At 42.4% G+C, this 24,224-nt stretch carries 20 protein-coding genes; 12 read left to right on the top strand and 8 right to left on the bottom strand.

The genetic code is table 11. From position 1 onward, the window contains the following. Window positions 1–95: 95 nt before the first annotated feature. Together V7L01_RS05940 and V7L01_RS05935 are read right to left on the bottom strand one after the other, a co-directional pair. Complete coding sequence (locus V7L01_RS05940; RefSeq protein WP_335032798.1) at window positions 96–983, bottom strand: pirin family protein; 888 nt, start codon at window positions 981–983, stop codon at window positions 96–98. 646 nt (window positions 984–1,629) lie between these two features. Next, window positions 1,630–2,880, bottom strand: a complete 1,251-nt coding sequence (locus V7L01_RS05935; RefSeq protein WP_335032796.1) for a glycoside hydrolase family 10 protein — start codon at window positions 2,878–2,880, stop codon at window positions 1,630–1,632. A 450-nt stretch (window positions 2,881–3,330) separates the two neighbouring features. Here V7L01_RS05935 and bchI point away from each other — a divergent pair, with 450 nt between their 5' ends. Together bchI and V7L01_RS05925 are read left to right on the top strand one after the other, a co-directional pair. Next, complete coding sequence (gene bchI, locus V7L01_RS05930) at window positions 3,331–4,455, top strand: magnesium chelatase ATPase subunit I (protein ID WP_335032794.1); 1,125 nt, start codon at window positions 3,331–3,333, stop codon at window positions 4,453–4,455. 175 nt (window positions 4,456–4,630) lie between these two features. Next, window positions 4,631–4,927, top strand: coding sequence for a hypothetical protein (locus tag V7L01_RS05925; protein WP_335032793.1), 297 nt, complete (start codon window positions 4,631–4,633; stop codon window positions 4,925–4,927). Window positions 4,928–5,014: 87 nt separating this feature from the next. On the opposite strand, the gene V7L01_RS05920 is transcribed toward V7L01_RS05925, so the two are convergent. The 3 genes from V7L01_RS05920 to V7L01_RS05910 form a co-directional block, all read right to left on the bottom strand. Next, window positions 5,015–6,103, bottom strand: a complete 1,089-nt coding sequence (locus V7L01_RS05920; RefSeq protein WP_335032791.1) for a nucleotidyltransferase domain-containing protein — start codon at window positions 6,101–6,103, stop codon at window positions 5,015–5,017. 98 nt (window positions 6,104–6,201) lie between these two features. Further along, window positions 6,202–6,906 carry a mobilization protein gene (locus V7L01_RS05915; RefSeq protein WP_335033177.1) on the bottom strand — a complete coding sequence of 235 codons (705 nt, stop codon included), beginning with the start codon at window positions 6,904–6,906 and terminating at the stop codon, window positions 6,202–6,204. 108 nt (window positions 6,907–7,014) lie between these two features. Beyond that, entirely contained in the window at window positions 7,015–7,335 is a 321-nt protein-coding gene (locus V7L01_RS05910; RefSeq protein ID WP_335032789.1) for a hypothetical protein, read from the bottom strand. A 493-nt stretch (window positions 7,336–7,828) separates the two neighbouring features. Here V7L01_RS05910 and V7L01_RS05905 point away from each other — a divergent pair, with 493 nt between their 5' ends. From V7L01_RS05905 to V7L01_RS05880, 6 genes are all read left to right on the top strand, one after another. Then, window positions 7,829–8,179, top strand: a complete 351-nt coding sequence (locus V7L01_RS05905) for a TOBE domain-containing protein (RefSeq protein WP_335032787.1) — start codon at window positions 7,829–7,831, stop codon at window positions 8,177–8,179. Continuing rightward, complete coding sequence (locus V7L01_RS05900; protein WP_335032785.1) at window positions 8,136–9,623, top strand: mannitol dehydrogenase family protein; 1,488 nt, start codon at window positions 8,136–8,138, stop codon at window positions 9,621–9,623. Before V7L01_RS05905 ends, V7L01_RS05900 begins: the two co-directional genes overlap by 44 nt. Before the next feature lie 150 nt (window positions 9,624–9,773). Then, a complete protein-coding gene (locus tag V7L01_RS05895) occupies window positions 9,774–10,148 on the top strand; it encodes a GNAT family N-acetyltransferase (RefSeq protein WP_335032783.1) in 375 nt (124 codons plus the stop codon). A 27-nt stretch (window positions 10,149–10,175) separates the two neighbouring features. Then, window positions 10,176–11,639 carry a xylulokinase gene (xylB, locus tag V7L01_RS05890; RefSeq protein WP_335032781.1) on the top strand — a complete coding sequence of 488 codons (1,464 nt, stop codon included), beginning with the start codon at window positions 10,176–10,178 and terminating at the stop codon, window positions 11,637–11,639. A gap of 422 nt (window positions 11,640–12,061) precedes the next feature. Then, window positions 12,062–12,349: a hypothetical protein gene (locus tag V7L01_RS05885; RefSeq protein WP_335032779.1), complete on the top strand. Its 288-nt coding sequence runs from the start codon at window positions 12,062–12,064 to the stop codon at window positions 12,347–12,349. 34 nt (window positions 12,350–12,383) lie between these two features. Beyond that, entirely contained in the window at window positions 12,384–12,827 is a 444-nt protein-coding gene (locus V7L01_RS05880; protein ID WP_335032777.1) for a nitrogen fixation protein, read from the top strand. Window positions 12,828–13,386: 559 nt separating this feature from the next. Here the strand turns inward: V7L01_RS05880 and V7L01_RS05875 are convergent. Together V7L01_RS05875 and V7L01_RS05870 are read right to left on the bottom strand one after the other, a co-directional pair. Further along, on the bottom strand, window positions 13,387–13,881 hold the full coding sequence (locus V7L01_RS05875; RefSeq protein WP_335032775.1) for a DUF6174 domain-containing protein: 495 nt from the start codon (window positions 13,879–13,881) through the stop codon (window positions 13,387–13,389). 331 nt (window positions 13,882–14,212) lie between these two features. After that, window positions 14,213–15,235 carry a serine hydrolase gene (locus V7L01_RS05870; RefSeq protein ID WP_335032773.1) on the bottom strand — a complete coding sequence of 341 codons (1,023 nt, stop codon included), beginning with the start codon at window positions 15,233–15,235 and terminating at the stop codon, window positions 14,213–14,215. A 1,407-nt stretch (window positions 15,236–16,642) separates the two neighbouring features. Between V7L01_RS05870 and V7L01_RS05865 the strand changes: the two genes are divergently transcribed. From V7L01_RS05865 to V7L01_RS05850, 4 genes are all read left to right on the top strand, one after another. Continuing rightward, window positions 16,643–17,851: an HMA2 domain-containing protein gene (locus V7L01_RS05865; protein WP_335032771.1), complete on the top strand. Its 1,209-nt coding sequence runs from the start codon at window positions 16,643–16,645 to the stop codon at window positions 17,849–17,851. A 220-nt stretch (window positions 17,852–18,071) separates the two neighbouring features. After that, window positions 18,072–20,324, top strand: coding sequence for a heavy metal translocating P-type ATPase (locus V7L01_RS05860; RefSeq protein WP_335032770.1), 2,253 nt, complete (start codon window positions 18,072–18,074; stop codon window positions 20,322–20,324). A 70-nt stretch (window positions 20,325–20,394) separates the two neighbouring features. Then, a complete protein-coding gene (locus V7L01_RS05855) occupies window positions 20,395–20,703 on the top strand; it encodes a DUF5132 domain-containing protein (RefSeq protein WP_334839511.1) in 309 nt (102 codons plus the stop codon). 518 nt (window positions 20,704–21,221) lie between these two features. Continuing rightward, window positions 21,222–21,800, top strand: coding sequence for an HMA2 domain-containing protein (locus V7L01_RS05850; protein ID WP_335032769.1), 579 nt, complete (start codon window positions 21,222–21,224; stop codon window positions 21,798–21,800). Window positions 21,801–21,809: 9 nt separating this feature from the next. Here the strand turns inward: V7L01_RS05850 and V7L01_RS05845 are convergent, their stop codons facing one another. Continuing rightward, a complete protein-coding gene (locus tag V7L01_RS05845) occupies window positions 21,810–24,185 on the bottom strand; it encodes a WD40 repeat domain-containing protein (RefSeq protein WP_335032767.1) in 2,376 nt (791 codons plus the stop codon). Window positions 24,186–24,224: the final 39 nt, after the last annotated feature.

Genomic DNA, 24,224 nt, shown 5'->3' with positions numbered 1-24,224 from the left:
TCTACCTCACTTCATTCTATTTTCTCGTTAAAGCTCTCTATCAAAACCTCAAAAAATTTATTGTAACGATAATCTGCTATCCTTCCTCGACATGTCTATGAAAAAGGATTAGCTTCTGTCACCACTTCTGGCAGTGGAATAAACTCTGTTTCATCTGGCACAGTAGCAAAGCGGCGATCGCGCCAATCAGCTTTAGCTTGCTCTATTCGCTCTGGTCGGCTTGAGACAAAATTCCACCATTTGTAGCGTGTACCCAACGGCTCGCCGCCAATAACGATGCATCGAGCAGCGGCAGCAGCGGAAACTCTTATCTCAGAACCTGGCTCTAGGATAGCTAGGCGATATTGCTCTAGCGGTTCATTATTAATACTTAATCCATCGGTGACGCTGTATACTGCACTTTGTGAATAATCAGTAGGGATAATGAAGTGAGCATTGGCAGACAACACCACATCTAAATAGAGGATAGGTGAAAAAACTTTCACAGGTGAGGTATAGCCAGGTACCTGTCCAGCAATAAGTTTGATGATAGCGCCATTCTCTTCCCAAGTGGGAAGGGTTTCAGCAGGATAGTGAATAAACTCTGGATCGATTTCTTCGTGTTCAACAGGCAGGGCGACCCAGGTTTGAATGCCATGAATAGTAGTTTCTTTGTGACGGTCAGAGTCAGGCGAGCGTTCTGAATGTACAATCCCCTTTCCCGCTGTCATCCAGTTAACTGCACCTGCTTGGATTTCCTGCACAGTACCCAAACTATCGCGATGCATCAAAGCACCATCAAATAAATAAGTTACCGTTGCAAGATTGATATGAGGATGTGGTCGGACATCAATGCCTTGATTGGGGGGCATAACGGTCGGGCCAAGATGATCGAAAAAGATAAACGGCCCGACCGTTTGGCGATTAGGATATGGCAAACTGCGGCGGGCAAAAGACCCACCCAGATTTTTAACTTCGGGTTCAATCAGTTGAAGGATTGCCATAAATCATCGGGGGTGATTGGTAAACACTGGAATCATTATAAGTATAACTACTTGAAGACAAGCTAACCTTTATGAGTTATCTGTTTAACTCCTGAAAAAGAAAAACTTGTCATATCATGTCCGCTTGATTACTTATTAAACCCGAAGAACCCCACCCCGCCAAAGCTATGCTTTGTCTCCCCTCCCTGCAAGCGGGGAGGGGTTGGGGGTGGGGTGCAATGACTGTGGGAACCATAACTATTTATCCGGACATGATATCAGAAGGAAATAACTACATCTTGCCATCTCTGCGTTTCTCTATCTCTGTTACTCTACGGCTGTAATATCAATAAACCAAAAAGTTTTTCCTCAAAGAGCGATCGCTAAAATATTTGTAGCTACTGTGGGAATCATAACTAATTATGCGGACATGATATAACGTGAGTTTAGAGTGCTGAGTTAGAAAAATGGATTCCTCATCTTGAATTGATTTGTCTTCCCTTCTCCTGAGCAGGAACGTTATGCGGCTAGGATGTAGGCTCAACATGGGATTTATGTTCCCTTTAAAGGCAGGGGGCAGGAGGAATTTGCCTCTACCCCTGCCCCTTTGCCTAATTCTTGAAAGTGAATTTTATTAGCTTCGTCGAACTCAAATTAAACAGAAAAGTTATTCAACTCTGGCGCGGAGTGCAGGAGATGGAAAGAATTTTTCAAATCCAGCTTGCCGCTCGTTTAAAGATTCTAAGGCATCGTTCCAAAGACTTTCATAATAAAAGAAAGTTACGCCTAGACCGCGTTCTTGGGCAGCCCGTACCTGAGATTTAATTTGCTGCATGGGAACTGGATTATTTCGTAAGCCTGTCATAATGCCAATTCCAGTTGGAATTGTTTGTTGCGCTTCTTGAATTTCTGGGCGGGAAATATTTGCCACAAAACTTTGCAGATCCGGACGATAAATTTGCACAATTAACTCGTCCACAATATTTTGCCGCATCCAACTCAGCCAATCTTGCAAGTGAAACTTGTAAGCAAAATCATAGTAATTAGGAGAAACAGAGAAAATCGCCTGGGGTTTTCTCTGCTTTACAGCTTGGTTAAGTTGTACCATGAACGCTGTAATTTTATCTGCCCGCCACTTTACCCATGCCGCATCTTGCGAATTAGTTGGGGGAGCATTATTGGTTTCTTTGGTATACAAGGCGATTGTATATCGATCGTAGCCAAATTCGTGGGGCAAACTCATGTGATCGTCAAACTGAATGCCATCGGCATCATATTGAGTGACCGTTTCCAACACGAGACTGGTAATGAACTTTTGCACTTGTGGATGGAATGGATTGAGCCACATCACCTCACCAGCCGCACTAATTGAAGTTTGGTTACCATCGCGCTTTTGTGTGAACCAATCTGGATAATTCAGTGCCAGTTCCGACGTTGAGGGAGCCATGAAACCAAATTCAAACCAGGGAATTACTAGCAATCCTTTGCGATGGGCTTGGTTAATCAGGTCTGCAAGAATATCATGTCCATCTGAACCTTTGGAGACAAAAGGTTGAATACCTGCACGTTGTGCGATCGCACTGGGATACATTACATAACCAGAATTCCACACCACAGGATAGATTGTGTTGAAGTTCAGCCGTCGTAATTGACTCACCGCATCCTGTACTTTATCGCGACTTTTGAGGGTGTCAAAATCATTGTTGGTCATCCAAACCCCGCGAATTTCCTGACGGGGTATCTGTGCAATAGCACTGAAGCGATCGCCTTCTGCGATCCCAGGGGTGAAACTGTCTACCAGCAATACAGTAATAAAGGATATTAAAATGAGAATCGGAAAAAGATACTTGAGCAATGTCTGACGACAAGCTGCTGTGCATCTACGCCGCCAACTTTGAAGAATAAAAGGTGATTTCATAGATTTGAATGATGCATTAACTACTCACACACGCTATTGCTTGCTTTTATGATTGAATCTACTAACCCTATAGTTTACAAGTACTTATGCTTACTACAGGATTGATGAGTTGGTAGTTGTTCGTTCCCTGCTTATGGAATTTTTGCACCAAATAAACTAAAGCAGACCTAGCAAAGCTATAAGGTGCTTGACGCAGCTAGTAGTCATTAGTGCCCAATAGACGGCTTTGGACATTGCTTATACTTGATTTTCCGGCGTTGCAGAGAAAGCGGGATAATTTGGCAACTTCTAAAATACCTCCCCTGCTTGCCCCCTGCGGGAAGCTAAAGCTACATTTTTCCAAGTCTTTTTTTTGAATTTTGAATTTTGAATTTTGAATTGATTTCTCCCAGTCCCTACCTGTGTCACAATAAAGAACTGTAATAAGAAAAATATTGTTAAGGTAATTTAGTGAGTCCAACTGCTCAATCCACGGCAAGTGCGCGTCGCGTAGTATTTCCTTTTACGGCAATTGTGGGCCAAGAAGAAATGAAACTAGCGTTGCTATTGAACGTGATTGACCCCAAAATTGGTGGTGTAATGATCATGGGCGATCGCGGCACCGGGAAATCCACAACTATCCGGGCGCTGGCGGATCTACTGCCAGAAATTTCTGTGGTTGCCAATGACCCCTTCAGTAGCGATCCTAGCGACCCCGACTTGATGAGCGATGAAGTCCGCCAACTGTTAGAACAAGGGGCGGAAATTCCTGTAGCTCACAAAAAAGTCCAAATGGTAGACCTGCCGCTAGGAGCTACAGAAGACCGAGTTTGTGGCACAATCGACATCGAGAAAGCTTTATCTGAAGGTGTTAAAGCCTTTGAACCGGGACTGCTGGCAAAAGCTAACCGAGGCATTCTTTATGTGGATGAAGTCAACTTACTAGATGACCACCTCGTAGACGTGCTACTCGACTCCGCCGCGAGTGGATGGAACACGGTAGAACGGGAGGGTATTTCTATTCGTCACCCAGCGCGTTTTGTTCTTGTGGGTTCTGGAAACCCGGAAGAAGGCGAACTACGCCCCCAATTGCTCGATCGCTTTGGGATGCACGCAGAAATTCACACCGTCAAAGAACCAGCCTTGCGGGTACAAATCGTAGAACAACGGGCAGATTTTGACCAAAATCCTCCAGTATTTCTCGAAAATTACAAACCCCAGCAAGAAGCACTGCAAGAGCAAATTGTCAATGCTCAACAGCTTTTGCCAGAAGTGAAAATTGACTATGAACTACGGGTAAAAATTTCTGAAGTCTGCTCAGAACTGGATGTAGATGGTTTGCGGGGTGACATTGTTAGTAACCGCGCCGCCAAAGCCTTAACAGCATACGAAGGACGGACTGAAGTTACAGTTGATGATATTCACCGTGTAATTACGCTATGCTTGCGTCACAGGCTGCGGAAAGACCCCTTAGAATCGATTGATTCTGGCTATAAAGTCGCCAAAGTTTTTAGCCGCGTCTTTGGCGTCGAACTACCAGAAAGTGATATTGCACAAAAAAATGGCACAGGTCAAAAGTTAGGTGCTAGGGGTTAAAAGTTAGAAGCGGAGCCGGAAACGCTCCGCCTCCAGTGAATAGTTAAGAGTTAAGAGTTTTGAATGGAAAGCTGCTTCATATCTCACAACTTTAATTCCTCACTCAGCACTTAGTACTGAGTATATAACTCACAACTGACAACTTTAATTCCTCACTCAACATTCAGCACTGACTATGAGATTTTGGTCTTTTTGGTTCAACAGCTTTATTCTATCTAGCCAATACGATCCGCCCAGGTTTATAGAATTATTGATGCTGTTATTAGCGATCGCACTGCTGGCAATAGACAGTTTTTTACGCGATAGACCATATTTAATTTTATGCTTGAGCTTAATAATTGGGGCATCTATTTCTATCTTAGTGCGGGAAGCGATCGCCCCCTCACCCCAGACGCGAATTACCCAACTAGCAACATCTATATTGCTCATCATTAGCCTCTATGGCTTTGCTAACTTAATGTACAGTTTATAAAATTGGTTATGAGTGAGAAATTAATTAGAAACTCCTAACTCCTAACCGCAGGCGGAGCGTTTCTGGCTCCGCTGCTAACTTTTTCATTTACCAATTCTGCATTTCCACCAATTCCATACACAACTCATTGATTTGCTCCAAATCAGGTTTGTGAGGTAGGGCAGATTGTTCGTAAACAATTTCCATTTCGGCAACCAAATCTTCTGCCATTTTCATCACCTGTTCGTAAGAATACTCACCCTTTAAAATAGCTTTTAAATCCTCAACATCACCAGCTATTCTCCTATCTACAATCACTTCACCTTGCCGCAATATTTCTACTCCACTGCGTAATAATCTAATGCAGTGCATCCCATGTTTGAGGTCATAACCCGACTTTTTTTCCATTTCTGCCCTAGCCGGATTCCTATTTTCCTGCCAAGATAGGTAAGCCTTCCATTCTCTTAAAGCTATTTGATAGCTTTGACTTTTCTGAAGCAGACGGATAAAATCTTTACGGCTATTGGTCAACTGTTGGGTATATTCTAAAGTTTCGTCGGGTAAAGTATATTGTTTTAACACCCCTTTAAAATCAATATCTGCTGTCAGCAATTGGTATAATTGTTCTGCTTCTTCCAAAAACTCAATCCGCCCTCTGATTAAGTTATAAAGATACTCCAAAAAAGCATTTAGCTCATCTTTGCTGAGGGGGGTTTCGTCTTCTATGGAAAAGTCAGATGGTATTGGTTTTTTTTGCGGTGGCTTTAACAACCACTTGCGATGAGTTTCCATTTTTTTAATTTGGGCAAAAGCATAACCAGTGTAAGTATGTTTTACCTTCTTGCTTAAAAATAACTGTTTACGATCGATTAAATGCTGCCCCACAGCGTTTAAAAATGGATAGTTATTTAACCACAGTAATTCTAAAACATTGGGATTTGCGCCCGCTAATAACTGGAGGATTTTTCTTAATTCATATATAACTGTGTCTTTGTTGCCATCCACGAAGGGAAATATTCCTGGTTCATCCCAGCCAGCATCTTTTTGTTCTATGCGATCGAATCCCAAGTAGTACCTTTTGGGTGCGATAAATACTCCCCGATAATCAAAGTCTGAATCAGGACGATTTAAACCATAGCCGTGGCTACCAGCCAAACCAATAAAAATAGTTCTTTGCTCAACTTCTATTCTTTTCATATCACCTGATTAAAATATAGTCATCCTAACTTATGAGTTAGGCAGGTGGGGAGATAGGAAGCAGAGAAAGACTAAATTGAGATTAATAGAGGGCTTTGCTATTCAACTTTTTCATACCAGATACCTACTTTCTCAAAAGCACTATAAGCAAGCTTGAGAAAATTCACTACTCTCTGTCTGCCAATTACCCCTAAATCTCTAGACTCTCTTGCTTCTGCAAACGTCAGGCGATTTTGGTCAATTATGTTTCTTTCTTTATATGCTAACTTCGGAAAATCTATAACTTTTATCTTATATTTATTTATTATTTTCTGAAAGTTTAAGTCTGACTCTATATGCTCCCAATCATCACACAGCCCGAAGTTCCTCACTAGAATATGAGGGATTTTCTCACCGTAGGTATTCACTGACTGAGCAAACAAGTTGATGCTGTCGTATCCTCCTGTCGATACAAACCATTTGCAAAACATCACTCCTTGCGAACTCCCTAGTTCAATTAATTGATTAGAGTCAATCCACCCTTGTACTGCTCTATGCGATTGTGCGGCTAAATTTACAATTACTGGCCTCTCTATCGCCCACTCAAATATTCTATCTGCCTTATCTGCCTGTCGTTCGTTTTCACTAAACACAGCATACTTACATATCTCCTTATACACCCCTGCTACATCTGGATTCGATCTATCTGTTTCCACTGGTACAAACGGGATTTTCTTATCCAGACAATATTGAATCATTGTCCTAGTAAAGAGAGACTTTCCTACCCCGCCTTTTTCACCATCCACCAAATGAATTGTCGGCATTACAGCCACCCCTAATACTTATTAAACTTGTCTAATACATTTTTCCCAGGCTTATAACTTGGCGGTTGCCGCCTATTAGTTTTGGTAGTTTTCTGAAATGCCTTTATCTCATCCTTTGATTTTTGCTGAACTTGAATCTCTGAAGTTTGGTTTAACCTCTCTTTTACGAGAACGTTTTTCTTCCTCAATCTCAGTTAAGTATTGCTTGAATGTCGCTGCGGAAACTTTCATTTCTTGAGTTTTTAGGATCTCAGAAAGGTCTTGATAGTTATAACCTTTCTTCAGAGCCGATGGAAGCTGATTTTGCAAAAAGTAAACACTCTCTGGGAGCGATAGTTCTTCTTTATCTTTCTGTTCTAGCTTTTCTAGGGAAGCTAGAGCCGCTTGGATATCAATAGGAATCTTCTGTCCTGGGGTTCTGTGTACCATCCGTTCTGTTGAATTGGCTCAAAATTTAATTAATCCTATCACCACACTCTCTTGTGTGATTATAAGATCATACATATTAATCGAAAGAATCTCTGACCAGAGAGGCAGGGGAGCGGAATTCTCCAGGAACCGTTGAGTTTCAGAGCAAATAAATTTATTGATGCGCTTCGGTTAAATATTTATTACGACATACATAGTATAAGAAATAATCCGTCCTCGCTTCAGCAGCCCTAAATTTTAGCGATCGCTCCGAGAGCCGATTTTCCCATATCCCATCTTTAAAAGCTATGTACCTATCAAAGGTACGATCGCTTTGTTTCGAGCATATACCTAAAGATATAATTTTTGCTCAATTATCTTCCAAATTATATTCTCCTCCAGTAACCTGGACGTTCTGACGAGCAAGCAAGCTAGATAGGTTGCTTTTATCGTCATATTTTTAACCTTTTATTGAAGAATTGTTGCAAATACTCGCGATCGCAATCAGATTGGTATGATTTATTTATTGAGCTTTTGCCCAAAAATAGAGCATAAAATCAAAAACTTATTTGATGAGGATCGCAATAACCCAAGGGTGAATGGCGAAGTATTAGCCGTAGAACGATTGGGCAAAGAAACCGATCGCTACATCAAAATTGGGGGTAGCGAGACCATAGTTGTGCAAACAGACCGAGATAATCCAGCCATTATGCCCGATTACGTCCCTATTTACATTAACGGTGAGCTTTGCCATTTGTTCGATCGAGACGGTGAAGCCATTCCCAAAGTTCATCGTCACCATCTAACTCTGAATGAATCCCATGAACAGCAATATCAGCACAGGATCGGCAATCAAGCTGAATGAAGCATCTCTGTCTCATTTAGGAAATAACGTTCGCGTACCCAATTACGATCGCCATCAAATCACTAACGGTATTGTCCATATCGGTGTGGGTGGGTTCCATCGCGCACATCAGGCATTATACTTAGATAATTACTTTCATCAAAATCCTGGTAGTGAATGGGGAATCTGCGGGGTTGGGCTACTAGAATTCGATCAACGGATGCGGGATGCACTGAATTTTCAAGATTGTTTGTATACCTTAGTTGAAAGATCCACAGAAGGCGATCGCGCTCGTGTAATTGGGGCAATCACCCAGTATTTGTTTGCCCCAGATAACAGCCAAGCAGTAATTGATACCTTAGCAGATCCCAAATGCCGCATCGTCACCCTCACAATTACCGAAGGCGGCTACTACTATATTGAAGGTAGCGGTGAATTTGATGTCAATCACCCGACAATCCAGTACGATTTGCAGCATCCCGATCGGCCAATTGGAGTATATGGCTTTTTGACAGCTGCCCTTAATCGCCGCCGTCAACAGGGAATCGCACCGTTTACCGTATTGTCCTGCGACAATTTGCAAGGTAACGGTAACATTGCCCGCAAAATGTTAACCGCATTTGCCCAAATGCAGAACCCGGAATTGGGACATTGGGTTGCCGAACAGGTTGCCTTTCCCAACTGCATGGTCGATCGCATTACCCCCGCCACAACCCCAGCAGATATCAAAATGGTGGCGGAACAATTTAATATCGATGATGCCTTTCCAGTTGTTGCCGAACCGTTTCTTCAGTGGGTAGTTGAAGACAATTTCAGCGCAGGTAGACCTGATTGGGAATCAGTTGGCGTTCAGATGACTAGCGATGTTCATCCCTATGAGATGATGAAAATCCGGTTACTCAACGCGAGTCACTTGTTGATTGGCTATCTCGGCTCCTTGGCAGGTTACACCTACGTTCATGAGGTCATGGCCGATCCATTGATTCGGCAAGCTGTCGATCGTTTGATGGCAGAAGTTACGCCGACGCTCCAACCTGTACCTGGAATTGATTTAGATAATTATAAAAATACCTTAATTGAACGCTTTGCCAATCCCAAGATTCGGGATCAACTCCCGCGTCTTTGCCTCAATAGCTCCGCTAAAATGCCAAAATTTGTACTCGGCTCAGTCCGCGATGCGCTGCACCAAGGAGGAGCCATCGACTACATGAGCCTAACAGTTGCAGCTTGGTTCCGTTACCTCAACGGCAAGGACGACCAAGGTAATCCCATTCCCATTGATGACCCAATAGGAGGTACTCTGACTCAACTAGCCCGTTCCAGCGGCTCCGATGCCAAACCATTGCTCAACCTAACTGAGATTTTTGGCGATTTATCCCAGTCACCGCTTTTTGTCGATGCAGTTACGAACCATTTACGCAGATTGTATGAGTTTGGAGCTAAAGAAACGTTAGCTCGATTCTGATAGAAAACCGATTTTCGATTATTAAGTGGAGTCCATACCGAAATGCGAATTGAACCATACGAAGACAGTCACCTTGATGCCATCAAGAGCCTTTCTATTCGGGCATGGACTCCGGTTTTTGATTCGCTTCAAGAAGCGATGGATCTTGACGTGTACCGTTCATTCTATCCCGACGGCTGGCGTGTAAGCCAGCTTCATGCTGTCGAGGAAGTCTGTGCTGCTGCGGATACAAAGGTGTGGGTTGCCATCGACTCCGGTTCAATCCTGGGCTTTGTAGCTGTGAAACTCCACTCTGAGAGCAGTATGGGAGAAATCTATATGGTCGCCGTCGATCCAGACTCTCAACGTCGAGGCATTGGTACCGCTTTGATGGAATTCGCTCTTGATTGGATGAAAGTTGCTGGGATGTCTGTTGCTATGGTTGAAACCGGAGGCGATCCAGGTCATGCCCCGGCACGTTGTACCTATGAAAAGCTTGGTTTTGGGCTGTTCCCAGTCGCCAGGTACTTTAAGAAGTTGGGTTAGTTCGCGATTCAGGATTTGGAGGAGCAATTGAGCGACATCGTAGTTGGCTTAGACTTAGGTACAGGAGGAGTAAGAGCGATCGCAGTTAATCTGCAAGGGCAAATTATCGCTCAGTCTACCAGAAGCTATCCCCTGTTAACTCCACAACCCGGTTGGACGGAGCAGAACTCATCAGATTGGGTCGAAGCAAGTTTAGATGCTCTCTTCAATATTAGTCAACAGCTAAACGGACATCGGCCGATTGCCCTCGGTTTATCTGGACAAATGCATGGCATGGTTCCGATCGACGCCCAAGGCAAAGCAATTAGACCAGCAATTTTGTGGAATGACCAGCGCACGGGTAAAGCTGTTGCTGAGATTGAAGCCACCATTCCCCGTCAGGAGTCGATCCAGCGCACTGGAAATCCGGCAATTACAGGGTTTCAACTGCCAAAGCTCCTATGGTTGCGGACTGAAGAACCACAAGCCTATGCTCGGCTGTGGCAGATTCTTTTGCCCAAAGATTATCTGGGATATGTGCTAACGGGTGAAGCAGTCACAGAACCATCTGATGCGTCTGGTGTCGGCTGTCTGAATCTGGCAAATCGGCAATGGGATAGAGATATTCTCCATGCTCTCAATATCAATCCAGCGTTGTTCCCGCCAGTAATAGAATCTACCGCGATCGCTGGAAAGTTGAAATCAGAAATAGCCGCCCGTGTGGGATTACCTGTGGGATTACCTGTAGTTGCAGGCGGAGGTGATAATGCCGCAGCCGCAATCGGTTTGGGCATTTCATCAAGCAATTTAAATCGGGGTAGCTTGAGTATTGGTACATCGGGAGTTATCTTTGCACCGTGCGATCGCCCAATTCCCGATCCAGAAGGTCGAGTACATTTGTTCTGTCATGTGGATGGTGGCTATCATCTCTTGGGAGTAACGCTGGCGGCTGGTGGTTCTTTGCGTTGGTATCAAGATACATTTGCATCGCATATATCTTACACCGATCTGATGGATATGGCAGAGCGATCGCAGCCTGGTGCTCGTGGTATTCTATTTCTGCCCCACCTCTCAGGAGAGCGCAGTCCCCACCTCGATCCAGATAGTCGGGGTGCTTTGGTGAATTTGTCATTAGCTCATACGCAAGCGGATATAACTCGTGCTGTTCTAGAGGGGGTTGCATTCAGCTTGCGAGAAGCGTTAGAAGTTATCAGCGCGATCGCTCCCGTCGAGCAACTTTTAGCAACGGGTGGAGGCGCACGTCACATCTGGTTAAGAATTTTGGCAGATGTTTTGCAAACAGAACTCATTGCTCCCAAAGCTGAAGAAGGAGCTGCTTATGGAGCAGCTATTTTGGCAATGGTGGGGGTTGGTGCCTACCCTAATTTAGAAGCTGCACTCAAGATGCGATCGCAGGACAGTAATGTGGTAAAGCCACAGGCAAATCCTTTGTATGAAGCAGGGTTTAAGCGCTATAAGTTACTTTACAATACCTTGAAAGCTGTTCGTTGACAGAACACCAGCGCCAAAAGCAGGATTAATCCAACGTGAGTTCGATAAGCTAAAAAACGGCAGGAGGTATTTTAGGGACATAACTATTTCAGTTCTGTCCGATTAAAGTTTTAATATTTAGCTAAATAAATTTCTTTTGATTTAGGATAATAAAAGTGAATTTAGAAAATTCAAATTGCTACAAGCAAAAACCAATTGGATATAGTTTAGTTATCGCTCAATTAAATTGAGAAGGTCAAGTATGCTGAGGTGTAGCTCATTGGCAAAATGTTTGTTTGAAACACCCAGATACGCTCTGCGCTACTTAATAAGTAATCCAGGGTTTTTGCATAGTTATGGCGTATAGATTATTACATGTAAAAAACATCTATTCTTAGGCAACGGATTCCTAACTAAAGTTGAAAATTCAGGGGAACATATATATGGCAGGGAAACCAAGATTTGAAATTACTGACTTGATTAAGCAGGCAGTAGAAAATGCACTAGTAAGACGAAACGAAGCTCTACAACTTGAGGATGGTTATACAAGTTTATCCGATGAGGAAGCAGCTAATATTGCTGGCGGTTTGACTAATGCTACTCAACCTATTGCGCCTGTAGACCCGACTATAATTGGGTTCCAAGCTGTTTGTCCAGCGATTAAACCAGAACTATTACAAAATAGCACCACACCAAATAGCATCACACCAAATAGCATCACAAGCGGTTAACTATAACAAATACTTTTCGTTAGAGGCTCCACTGATGGAAATTAGTGATAATCAGACTACTCTTTGCCCCAGTGCTAGACCAGAAATGGTTGATAGTGTCGTCTTTGGTGTCATCGCTGGAACGGTGACAGAGCCAATTGTCACTTATCTCAAGCAATCAATACCTATCACGAATGAATTACTAGCTTTGGCTAGCCCAGTTACACCTACTGAAATTTTTCGGACGGCAGCCCCTTGTGCTAGCAAAGGTTGCCAGTATTTTGATGGTAGAGACTGCCGTCTAGCAATGCAAATTGTCGATAAATTATCTGCGGTAGTAGAACAGCTGCCTCCCTGTTCCATACGCCGAAATTGTCGTTGGTGGCAACAAGAAGGTCAGGCAGCTTGTATGCGTTGTCCTCAAGTTATTACTGATAATTACAATCCCTCTAAAAGTATGCATGAAGCAGCAACACCTCAAGCCAGCTTATCCGAGTAAGTGATGATACTGCTCATCATCAAACAAATTTTTCTGGAAAGTACATCATAGCCCCCTCATCGCTTGCGGGGAGGGGGTTGGGGGTGGGGTTCTTGTACCTCACTCAACTGAGAACCGCTATATTATTCCAGATGTAAACAATTGCATCAAATTCAGACTTTCTAACAGTTACACCGCTTGCTTACTACTGCCACCGATTAAAATCCGATTTCTAAATAAAATTTACATCTACAAAATAACAAAAGCAACCCACCTCCAATATCTGCTGATACAGAACTAGTTGAATTAAGGGGTGGGTTGTTATATTTAGCGCCGTGTGCAACTTTATTTCAAACCTAACCCCCAGCCCCTTAAGAGCTAGCGATGGGGGAGCAAGAATCAAAGCCTCTCGACCTTTCGGGGAGAGGAATGGAAGCGGGGTTCTAAGAATAAGTTGCACATCGCGTTATTTAGATATTTTTGGTTTTCCTGCTTCAAGTTTTAGAGAGTTATTGACTTAAGTAGCCTTTTGTTACAAGTCAATAACTCTCTATTATATGAATGCTCTTGTTAGCTGTATTTACTTGATTTTTTGCAGATTACTAATTGTGAAGAAGATTTCATCATCAGTGATTTGACTATTATAATCAATGTTAATTTGAGTTGGGTAGCCGATTCTCGGATAATATTGTACAGTCAGATTTGCCGCTCTCCGAATGAGCGCATCTTTAATGATATTAAAGAGTTTAGGAATAGTATTGTATTTTTGAAACAATTGTCCATCTACTGGTTGACCAGTTGCTTTAGAAGTGATAGAAGTTGTGACACCGTTACGTACTTCAATAATCACTGGTTCTGTAGCTTTAGGTAAACAATTGCAACTTCTAGTGAATTCATAGCGATAGTTAGAGATTTTTTGCTGTCTCCATAATCGATAATTAATCTTAAATTGTTCAATTGTGGAACTATTCAACGCTGGTGTTTGCGCTACCTGTATAGGAGGTTGAGACATAACAGGTGCATTCAAACCCAAAGACATCACTAAAAAGGCACTAATTGCCATTGGCAAGCGCATATAAATCTATCCTTAACTCTAATTGCTCACTTTAACGTGCTTCAATGTGATTACCAAAACAGTGAATTTATTTTTGATACTCACTTACTATTGTAGTACATTGTACTGCAACAACAAAGACAGATCGAAGAAACGTAAGCGTAGCCCGTCGTAGACATCCCTTGCTATCAAAAAGCTTTGGAGTTCAATGCCAAATACCAGGAAGCCAAAATGAATTTAGGACAGATTTAGCAAACCCAGCACCAAGAAATTACACAATTTGACTCACTAAAAATTTGTGGCTAAACGGCTCATCTGACTTTAGGGTAAATGCAAACTTAAGCGTCAATAATTAAGGTAGATGGCTAACTTTTGCTTGCTCAAAGTAGCCATAGACTATCTGGGAAACTTGACGAATAAAAGCTGTTGCTCTTTCGTCATTATTTGGTCTTCGCACAAAAATTCCTGCTAAATAACGCTTACCTGATGGCGTTTCAATGATACCTGCATCTCCCAGTACAAACCGCAGAGTGCCTGTTTTGTGAGCTATACTTGCTCCAGAACCCAAACCAGATGGGAGTAAGCTTCTATTATGGCAACGAATCATGATACCAAAAACTTGAGAGCGACTTGTATCAGAAATTAACTGATTATTTGCAATCAAAGCTGACAATCGTACTAAGTCTTTCGCACTAGTTTTATTAGTTCCTTGAAAGTCTCCTAGCATATTGCGAATCACAGTACTTTGTAATCCCCAAGACTGAAACCGCTGATTTAAATTTGCCTTACCGCCTAAACGGTCGATAATCATATTTGTAGCGGTGTTATCGCTAATAGTCATCATTTTGGTTACAGTTTCCAAAAGACTAAGCTTAGTTCCCACCCGCCGATACTGCATATCTCCAGAACCACCAGCAACATGTTTGCGTTGCATCACCAATGTTTCGCTTAGTTTGATTCTCCCTGAATCTATTCCCTGAAACAAGGCAATCAAAATCGGATACTTAATTGTACTAGCGGCAGAGAAAGCTTGACCACCATTGATATTTAAATAATCCCCTGTTTCTAAGTCCATAAAAAAGATTCCGGGGGTGAGGAATCTGTAACGAGCCATTAATGCTTTAATTGGAGTTTGTAGTTCCGATATTTCTCGTCCTAGAGGAACTATACCAGTGTATTTAGGAGTACCTGTTGGGTTAACAACATCGCTTGAGGTAGTTGGAGGAATGAATTTAAGTTCTGGTAGTTGTAAATCTGATTGATTTCCAATCGCGACATCTGCGCTGTCAACTTGATTTATGCTAGGATTCGCCCTTACTGGCGACGACAATAGAAGAATACTTGTGAAGCTAAGTAAGAGCCAGCGTAGTTTCATGTAGTGGTGTGAGGATAGAGGTGGATTTCTTTACAGAGATTTTCCGGATAAGTAAATCAAATCCGGATTGATTGACATAATATTCACTAAGATTTTCCATGTCAAGATATATAGATAGCATAGTTTTCTGCAAGTTGGGAAAGAAAAACTAGGAACTAAAAGCAAAATATGAGTACATAATTTTTACATATATTACAGTCAACTAATTATATAATTTATACAAAGGCTCAGAGATTAAGATTGCAGCTTTAGTTTTACCAGCTATGATTTATATATGGCAACAGGAATGAAGAAAGCACCTGCAATTGAACTGATTAAAAAGCGGAAACTAAAAGGTCAAAAATGACCAATATTCATTAGTTATTTAGGATTCTCTAACTGCTCCAGAAGTCTCCAGGAGAGTTACCTGCAAAAGGTTTCACTCCAGCTATAGTAATTTTATGTTGAATTAATCTTGATATAGCTTTTCTCTCTCTGTGGGGATGAATATTGGTTGTAATTCTGCTCATTATCTGCGTACAGCTTGGTAACATTGCGGTAGTGTAATTGGTAAATTAGCTAAATAGATAAATCCAGCTTGATGACCGTACTCCAACAAAAATACAACATCTTTTTAGTGATTATACTTATCTACCGCGTCGAGAATATCAGCGTTAATGAAGTGTCTTTGCAATAGTACGGTATCGGGTGCTGCTAACCAAGCATTTAAGAAATAAGTAGTCAAGCCAATTACTTACTCGCTGTAATACTAGATACAGGGCTTTTCTCGGACTGCTACAAATCCTTTGATTCGATAACTTTCTTGCTATTACATCAATGTTTGCAAGTGTTTGACTAGGACAGATGGCTCAAATGCTTGGACTAGCAGTAGTTGCACCACATTAATCCCTTCATCATGTTCGTGTTCGGCTTGGTTGTCGTGGTAGGACGACTATCTAAGTTGTTGTTTCGTGTTCTAGGCTAGAGTCGGCTTGTAGCTGTGCTTCAAAAGCTTCTAATACCAATTTAATGTGAAGTTGCACATATCTTGATCCCCCTAAATCCCCCGATAAATTGGGGGAATTCAAAGTCCCCCCTTTTTAAGGGGAGCCAGCGCGGTCTTGGGGTCTCCCCAAGTGGAGCGACTGGCGTGGGCTAGGGGGGATCGAATTCTATGCAGCTTCAGAAAGAATTGGTATAAATTGCCCACAAACTGATTGGTTGCTAAGGCTTGACAGTCTGCTACATTAAAAAAATTTTTGGTTTACTGACTTTAGACGTATTTACTGAATAAGAATATGAACAGGAAATCTTAATAAGTTTTAATAGAAAATAATCCGGAAGAAATAGATTTAGCCCCAAAGCTACGTGTTACATTTAACCTGTTGTTAACCTATTGCTTGATTGAGCTATTGGGTAATCGAGGAAATGACTAAAAGTATCAGTAATCATGAAAAATTAAGTCCTTCGGGTAAAATCTCATCTGACTTAATCTCTACACAACAAAGTAATAAAGTTAATCATAATACAACTAAACCGATGGCAGAGTCAACGGAGTCACAGCCCTCAGCTGGCTTGCAAATAGTTCATTTAACTGCCGGGCGCGTGCGACTCCGGACTACTGACAGTAGTCTTAACTCGATACTAGACAGCATAGCCCAAGATTTACGCTCCTTAGAGGGAGTGAGGGAAGTTTCTGTAAATCAGCAAACGGGCAGTTTGGTAATTAATTTTGATGAACATAAACTGTCATTCCCGCAAATTTTGGCGCTAAAATCCGATCTTCAGATCCAACAGCCGCCAGCTTCGTCTGATTCACCTAGCAACGCCGATCCCTTTGCAGCTTGGAAATCGCTTTCATTTTGGAAAGAGCAAGGTATTTCCTTAATTCCGATGATGACAGGCTTGGCGGTAACAGGAGGATTGGGAATTCATGGCTGGGTATCGATTCCAGTTTATATGATTGCGGCGGATGCAACTCGTGGTGTAATTGGTTATCTTGGCTCTCAAGTTTCGACATCAGACAGCAAAAATTCTCATACCAGTTCTGGGATAAAAAGCGACATAAAATCTGAGTCGGCATTATCAAAAGAAGAGCGCAAATCTACTATTCAACAAGAAAAGTCAACAAATGTTGATAACGCTAATGAGGTGGTAGCGCCTGCAAAGATTGACTACAGCGTAGTTCATCAAATTCCCGGACGTATTCGGTTGAATGTGCCGAAAATCGCTGAAAATCGAGCTTATGGGCGGCGACTTGAGAGAATAGTGAAAACCGATGCTCAAGTTACAAGCGTGCGTGTGAATTTTGATGCAGCATCGATTGCGATCGCTTATCAGTCTCGTGATATTCCATTATCTTATTGGGTGAGTCTGATGGAATTAGCGTTGGAGATAAACCCACCAACAGTAGGGATGACAACGGCTAACCAACCTCTAGAAGAAGTTAGTCAGACGCCTGAAGTTACAGATCCAACAACGGCAAATCATCATACTACTCCCGTTGTTCAGACTGCTGAAGTTACAGACGCAACAACGGCAAATCATCCTACTCCAGAGTTATCCAGTCTATGGAGTAATCTAAAATCGCCTGCGATGTGTGTTTCCTTAGGGTTTATGGCGAATTTCCCTTTATAAACGTAATATTGCACCCGATCGCCCTGACTCTGAAACGCCGTGGCTCATAAACTTAGCTTACCTACAACGATAAGTTAGCCGACGAGTCCAGAAGATGGCAAATAATCAAACTTTTGATAGCTAATCAATCTCGCAGGATTGGTGGCTAATTTGCTCTCTTTACCCCAGGAAAGAGCCTGATTTTCATCGAAGTGTAACAATTTTGGATTAAAGAAAAGTTATGGCAAAAGTAGCAGTGCAACTACCATCACCCCCAAAATCTCAATTCCCTGTGTTGGAAGGGAATGGAAAAGTTTCTTTAATTGAGACTAATGGACACTCTCAAGAAGAGTTACCCAACGTTACCTACAGCGTTGTCCATACAATTCCGGGAAGACTGCGGTTTCGCTTACCTCGCTTACGCACTGATGCAGATTATGCCAAGCGTCTCGAAGTATTGTTAACAGCAGATGGGCTGGTGAAGAATGTCCGTGTCAAGCCTGCGGCGATGTCAGTTGCAGTTACTTATAAATCTGATAAAGTTTCCGATGGGAAGATGCGATCGCACCTTCATGATTTGATTCAGGCTGCTAGTGAGGTAGTCGTTCTCAAAAACTCTACATCTATATCGGAAACGGAAAAAGAGGCATCTTGGCCAGGTTTACAACTCTCCGCCGTTGCAACTACTTTAGCAGTGTTAGGGGGGCCGTTAGGATTACCGATCCCACCGTTGATAGTGGTGCTTCCCATCGCCATTGCTACACTTCCCGTTGTCCAACGAGCCTGGGAAGGTATTAGGGTAGAGCGAAAATTGAATATTGACTTTTTGGATCTGATGGCGATCGCCATTACTACCTTCCAAGGGCAATTTCTCACACCATCGCTGATGCTGGGTTTAATTGAAGTAGGCGAAAATATCCGCGATCGCACGGCTCGTTCTTCTGCTCAACAAACTCTAGATTTACTTAGTTCTCTAGGGCAATTCGTCTGGGTGGAACGCAATGGCGACAAGCAACAAATTCCCATTCAAGATGTGCAGCGTGGCGATACAGTGATTGTTTACCCTGGCGAACAAGTGCCGGTTGATGGTAGCATTTTGCGAGGTAAAGCCCTGCTAGATGAGCAGAAATTAACTGGCGAGTCGATGCCGGTACTGAAGAAAAAGGGACAACCAGTTTTCGCCTCAACGCTGGTACGAGAAGGACGAATTTATATTCTTGCAGAATGGATAGGCAATGATACCCGCGCCGGACAGAGCATTAAGTTAATGCAAGAAGCGCCTGTCCACGATACCCGGATGGAGAATTATGCCACGAAATTTGCTCAAAAAGCTGTTGTGCCAACTTTGCTACTTGGTGGGGCAGTATTTGCCGCAAGCCGCAATCCTTCACGGGCAGCCAGCGTTTTAACTCTAGACTTTGCTACAGGTATTCGAGTCTCCGTCCCCACAACAGTTTTAGCAGCATTAACTTATGCTGCACGACGGGGTATTCTGATTCGTAGCGGACGAGCGTTAGAACAACTAGCAGAAGTTGATACCATAGTTTTTGATAAAACGGGGACACTGACTAAGGGAGAAGTCGATGTTGTCAGTGTGGAAAGTCTCAATCCAGCAACCTCAAGATTGCGAGTGTTGGAATTGGCCGCCGCCGCCGAACAACGTTTAACTCATCCAGTAGCAGAAGCAATTGTTCGCTATGCCCAAGCAGAGCAAGTGGAAATTTTGCCGCGTAGCAAGTGGGATTATCAACTAGGTTTGGGGGTGCAAGCTCAGATTGATGGAGAGACAGTTTATGTTGGGAGCGATCGCTTTTTGCGTACCAGTGGCATTGACACCGAAGCGCTAAATGGTCAGCAAAAATCTTCAAATTCAGCGATTTATGTAGCTAGCAACGGTCAACTTCAAGGTATTATTAAATATAGTGACCTTCTTCGTCCCGAAAGCCGGGAAGTGATCGCAGCACTTTCGACGGTCGAAGGTGTAGAAATTCACATGCTAACCGGCGATAATAAGCGAACTGCTACTGCTGTAGCTGCTGAACTTGGTATTTTGCCAACGCATACTCACGCCGAAGCTTTTCCAGAACAAAAGGCAACAGTTGTCCGCCAGCTGCACGAACAAGGTAAAACGGTTGCATTTGTAGGCGATGGGATCAACGATTCGCCAGCTTTAGCCTACGCCGATGTTTCCGTATCCTTTGCCAACGGTTCTGAGATCGCCCGCGAGACAGCAGACTTAGTGTTGATGCAGAATGACTTGCATAGTTTATTAGAAGCGATCGCGATCGCTCGTCAAGCCAAGCAATTGATTCGGCAAAACACAGCACTTGTTGCCTTTCCTAATTTAGCAGCAATGGCGATCGCCGTTTTCTTTGGTCTTAACCCCTTAGCTGCAACAGTAGTCAACAATGGCTCAACTGTAGTTGCCGGAGTCAACGGTTTGCGTCCAATTCTTAAAAATCGTCAACATAAAGCTCTACCATCGGCAAGATGATCCAACTATGCCGACAAGAGTATCTTAAAAAGCTTTCCGAGATTTCTTAATTAATAGGAGAAAATTGAACATGGCACCTAAAATTAGTGATTTTGTTGAAGATGCAGGCGCTCCCGGTATTATAGCCGGAATTGGTGCAGTCCTCTTAGCACCCGTTCTCCTGCCCATTGTCGCTGGAGTTGGTAAACCCTTAGTCAAATCAGTCATTAAAGGCGGAATTGGTCTTTATGAAAGAAGCAAAGGAACCATTGCAGAAATGGGCGAAACCTGGGAAGACATGGTAGCCGAAGCCAGAGCAGAACTTGCTGATGAAAAAGAAACCCCCGTGTTTGAAGCCACTGCCACCAATGGCGATAATGTCGCCGATAATGGTGTGTAATTTCATCAGCCCATTAGCAAGTTAAATTTTTTGCCATAGGCGACTTCCAATTCCCCTAATAAAAGAACCCCACCCCCAGCCCCTCCCCGCAGGCTACAGTGTACACACATCTCTATACAAAACCAAAGTCTTGTAGATCCTCCTAAATCCTCCTTAAAAAGGAGGACTTTGAAAGGTTTTTGCCCCCCTTTTTAAGGGGGGTTGGGGGGATCAAAGGCTGTGGAGTAACTCTAGAAGAATTGTGTGTACACCGTAGCTCCGCAGGCGGGGAGGGCAGACAAAGCACAGCTTTGGCGGGGTGGGTTTCTCCGGGTTTAATAAGTAATCAAGCGGACATAATATAATTTATGTTTTGAAAGTCCCTAGTGCAAGATAGTGCAAAAACTCTCTCGCTCCTCTTCTTCCTCTGTGTTCTCTGCGTCCTCTGCGGTTCGTTTTCCTTAATTTTCCACCCATTCCTGTAAACAACAAACCCACAACAAAAAATCCACTATCACACAAGTAAAAAAGGTGGTTGCATGTTGACAAATGGTTATAGCACTTACAATAAAATGCCGGAAATTCTAGACAAACCCACTTTCAAAACATCACCAAAACCGATATCCACAAAAGTTGTAAGTTCAACCCCCGGAAGATTGCGGTTAAGAGTGGCTCATTCCCATCGTCAAGCAGAAAAGATGCAACGCATCGCCAATGCTTTGTTAGTAAACTATCATATTACTGAAGTTAAGACAAATGTCCATCATGGCAGTATTCTTATCAATCACGATGGTAAAGATGGCAGTCTAGAAAATGTGCTAGCAACACTTAAAGATTTAGGAATAATTTTTGCCGATGTTACCGAGGGTAACACCGAGGCAGCAGCAGGAGTATCATCTGCGGTTGTTGACTTAAACCAGCGCGTCAAACAGTCAACATACGGTGCTTTTGATCTGCGGATTCTTTTTCCTTTGGGATTAGCTAGTCTTTCGCTGCGGCAATTACTTAATAAAGGGTTGCAGTTAGAAGTTATTCCTTGGTATGTTTTAGCATGGTATGCTTTTGATAGCTTTATTAAGTTGCACGGAACTAGCCAAAAACAATCACCAAACGAGTAACTAAAAAGCTTAATTAATCTGCCAAATATTGATGGTTTTATCAGAACTAGCGCTAGCAAGAAATTGACCATTCCGGCTAATAGCAATAGAGTTTACTGCTCCTAAGTGTTCTGTAATAGTTTGCAGTAATTCTCCCGTCCGCAAATGCCAAACTTTGATGGTTTTGTCTGCGCTACCGCTAAAGAGAATTTCTCCATCAGGACTAACAGCTAAGGATCTTACCTCTTCTAAATGTCCAGTCTGTCCAGTCAATGTGTGTAGTACTTTACCTGTAGATAGATGCCAAACTTTGATAGTTTTGTCTGTGCTACCGCTAAAGAGAATTTCTCCATCAGGACTAATGATTACTGATTTCACCCCGCCTGAATGCCCGTTGAGGGTGCGTAATGGATCGCCCGTGCGTGGGTTCCACAGCCTAATTTTGTTGTCAGAACTACCGCTAGCAAGGATTGTACCATCAGGGCTGATAGCAGCAGCATTAACTGCGGATGAATGCCAAAGGGTACAAATGCGTTGGCATAGCCCGCCGTAGGCATCGCCTTTATGCAAATTCCAAATTTTGATTTTATTACTGCCACTAGCAAGAATTTGTCCGTCAGGGCTGATGGCGATGCAGTTAACCGGTTTTTGATGTCCTAACAGAGTGTGGATTAGTTTGTCAGAATTGAGTTTCCATACTTTGACATTACTTTTGGGATGTTGGGAACTACCAGCAGCGAGATAATGTCCATCAGGACTAATTGCAACAGAAGAAATTTCGCCTAAATCTTTTGTGAGGGTGCGAATAAGTTTGCCGCTTTTAAGATTCCATACCTTGATGGTTTTATCTGCACATCCGGTAACTAAACTCTCAGAATCAGGACTAATCACGACAGATGTCACTTTTTCTGAATGTCCAGTTAGGGTATGGCTGAGAACAATATGTTGTAGTGCAACTTGGTGTTTGAGGTTGGCGACGCAATTCAAAATTTTCTCAACATCAGCAAGACTCTGACTATCACCCACTGCAACAAAATATTCTCTTAACTTTTTGACATATTCCTCATCTTTGATGCTGACGGCTGATTGCATTGCCTGAAGCGGGTTAGTAGAATCCTGTAGTGATATTTGGCGTAGTTGTAACCATGTATTCACAGAATAATTTAGCTGTTCATTTGCCCAAGAGCGTAGTTTACCACCGTAGGCATCGCTTAAATGAGATAAACTCTGGGCTAATTGCAAAGCCAATTCTGGAATCCAGTAACAACGCTCATTTTCTAGAGCTTGGTAAACTTGCTTGTAACCTGAAGCGATAACCTGTACTGATTGTAAATCAAAAGTATCTGACAGCAAACTCGGCAGCAACTCTGGTAGTAGCGGAGGTATACCATGATTAACCAGGTGGTAAACATCTGCTATCCAACCTGCAACCAAACAGTGATAAGTAATCAAAACCTGGCAAAGGTTTTCAAAATCTTGACGGTTGACTTGATATTGTAAGGATAACTTACTAATATCAATTCCTTTTTCATTCCATTTTTCTACCTTTTCTAAAATTGCCAAATTTACAATATTGTCTTTTCCAATATGATTAATTTCCTCGTTTTCTTCTCCCAATGCCAGGAGTTCATCTCTAATTTTTTTCCATTCTAACGCCCGTCTTTTAGCAGACTCTTCCAAAATCTCTCGATAAGGTAAACGAGCAATTGTTTTATAATAATAATTACCTTGTCCCAAACCCCAGTAGGCAATCCGAAAATTTAAATAATTGCCATCATTTTCTGACTCTAAAATCAAAGTTGGCTCTGTCTTCAACATTCCAAACAGAGCCTTAATACTTGATTCACTGTGAAAACGCTTACTATCCCAAGCTCCTGCCAATAATTCTGTTGGTCTAACTTGACTGTTTAAAGAGTAATGTTTATTGAGAAAATCTCGTAATCCTTCAGCCAACATTAACTCAATTTGGGAAATTGTTTCATCTCTATTATCGTTAAATTGGTCAAAATGTATCTGAGGAGGAGCAATAAAAATTTTCAGTGGAGTGCGCCCGTAATTGGTGCGGTCTAAAATCTGTGAAGGATATAATCTTAAGGGCCAGCTATCAAGAATTTTATTGACTTCTGGCAACTTGAGTGCTGTTTCTCGCTCTTGGGCAGCTATTCTTAATTGCGTTTGCTGATTGTTGGCTACTAATTGCTGTTGGAAAATTCTTTCTTGTTCAAAGTCTTCAGCATAACTGCTTTTTTTATTTGAAGGATTTAGAACTTTGAGTATTTCGGGAATTACTTCAATCGATTCATATTTACTCAGAGCTAAATCTTTACTTCTCTTTTGTACTAGCTCTGCAACAACAGGTGCAAACTCTAGTACCAGTTGAATTAGTAACTTTAACCCTTGCTGCATAAACACATACCTAGAAACTAAATAAAATAAACAAGCAAC

This window comes from Nostoc sp. (assembly GCF_036917095.1).
Lineage (GTDB): Bacteria > Cyanobacteriota > Cyanobacteriia > Cyanobacteriales > Nostocaceae > Nostoc.
This window is presented reverse-complemented; position numbering and strand designations above follow the sequence as displayed.

Excerpts from the sequence above, each read along its gene's own strand:
- V7L01_RS05855 (WP_334839511.1), top strand. The coding sequence starts at position 20,395 with ATGGCACCTAAAATTAGTGATTTTGTTGAAGATGCAGGCGCTCCCGGT.
- V7L01_RS05910 (WP_335032789.1), bottom strand. The coding sequence starts at position 7,335 with ATGGTACACAGAACCCCAGGACAGAAGATTCCTATTGATATCCAAGCG.
- V7L01_RS05905 (WP_335032787.1), top strand. The coding sequence starts at position 7,829 with ATGATTTATTTATTGAGCTTTTGCCCAAAAATAGAGCATAAAATCAAA.
- V7L01_RS05940 (WP_335032798.1), bottom strand. The coding sequence starts at position 983 with ATGGCAATCCTTCAACTGATTGAACCCGAAGTTAAAAATCTGGGTGGG.
- V7L01_RS05850 (WP_335032769.1), top strand. The coding sequence starts at position 21,222 with ATGTTGACAAATGGTTATAGCACTTACAATAAAATGCCGGAAATTCTA.
- V7L01_RS05925 (WP_335032793.1), top strand. The coding sequence starts at position 4,631 with ATGAGATTTTGGTCTTTTTGGTTCAACAGCTTTATTCTATCTAGCCAA.
- V7L01_RS05920 (WP_335032791.1), bottom strand. The coding sequence starts at position 6,103 with ATGAAAAGAATAGAAGTTGAGCAAAGAACTATTTTTATTGGTTTGGCT.
- V7L01_RS05865 (WP_335032771.1), top strand. The coding sequence starts at position 16,643 with ATGACTAAAAGTATCAGTAATCATGAAAAATTAAGTCCTTCGGGTAAA.
- V7L01_RS05915 (WP_335033177.1), bottom strand. The coding sequence starts at position 6,906 with ATGCCGACAATTCATTTGGTGGATGGTGAAAAAGGCGGGGTAGGAAAG.
- V7L01_RS05845 (WP_335032767.1), bottom strand. The coding sequence starts at position 24,185 with ATGCAGCAAGGGTTAAAGTTACTAATTCAACTGGTACTAGAGTTTGCA.
- V7L01_RS05880 (WP_335032777.1), top strand. The coding sequence starts at position 12,384 with ATGGAAATTAGTGATAATCAGACTACTCTTTGCCCCAGTGCTAGACCA.
- V7L01_RS05860 (WP_335032770.1), top strand. The coding sequence starts at position 18,072 with ATGGCAAAAGTAGCAGTGCAACTACCATCACCCCCAAAATCTCAATTC.
- V7L01_RS05875 (WP_335032775.1), bottom strand. The coding sequence starts at position 13,881 with ATGCGCTTGCCAATGGCAATTAGTGCCTTTTTAGTGATGTCTTTGGGT.
- V7L01_RS05900 (WP_335032785.1), top strand. The coding sequence starts at position 8,136 with ATGAACAGCAATATCAGCACAGGATCGGCAATCAAGCTGAATGAAGCA.
- V7L01_RS05870 (WP_335032773.1), bottom strand. The coding sequence starts at position 15,235 with ATGAAACTACGCTGGCTCTTACTTAGCTTCACAAGTATTCTTCTATTG.
- V7L01_RS05935 (WP_335032796.1), bottom strand. The coding sequence starts at position 2,880 with ATGAAATCACCTTTTATTCTTCAAAGTTGGCGGCGTAGATGCACAGCA.
- V7L01_RS05885 (WP_335032779.1), top strand. The coding sequence starts at position 12,062 with ATGGCAGGGAAACCAAGATTTGAAATTACTGACTTGATTAAGCAGGCA.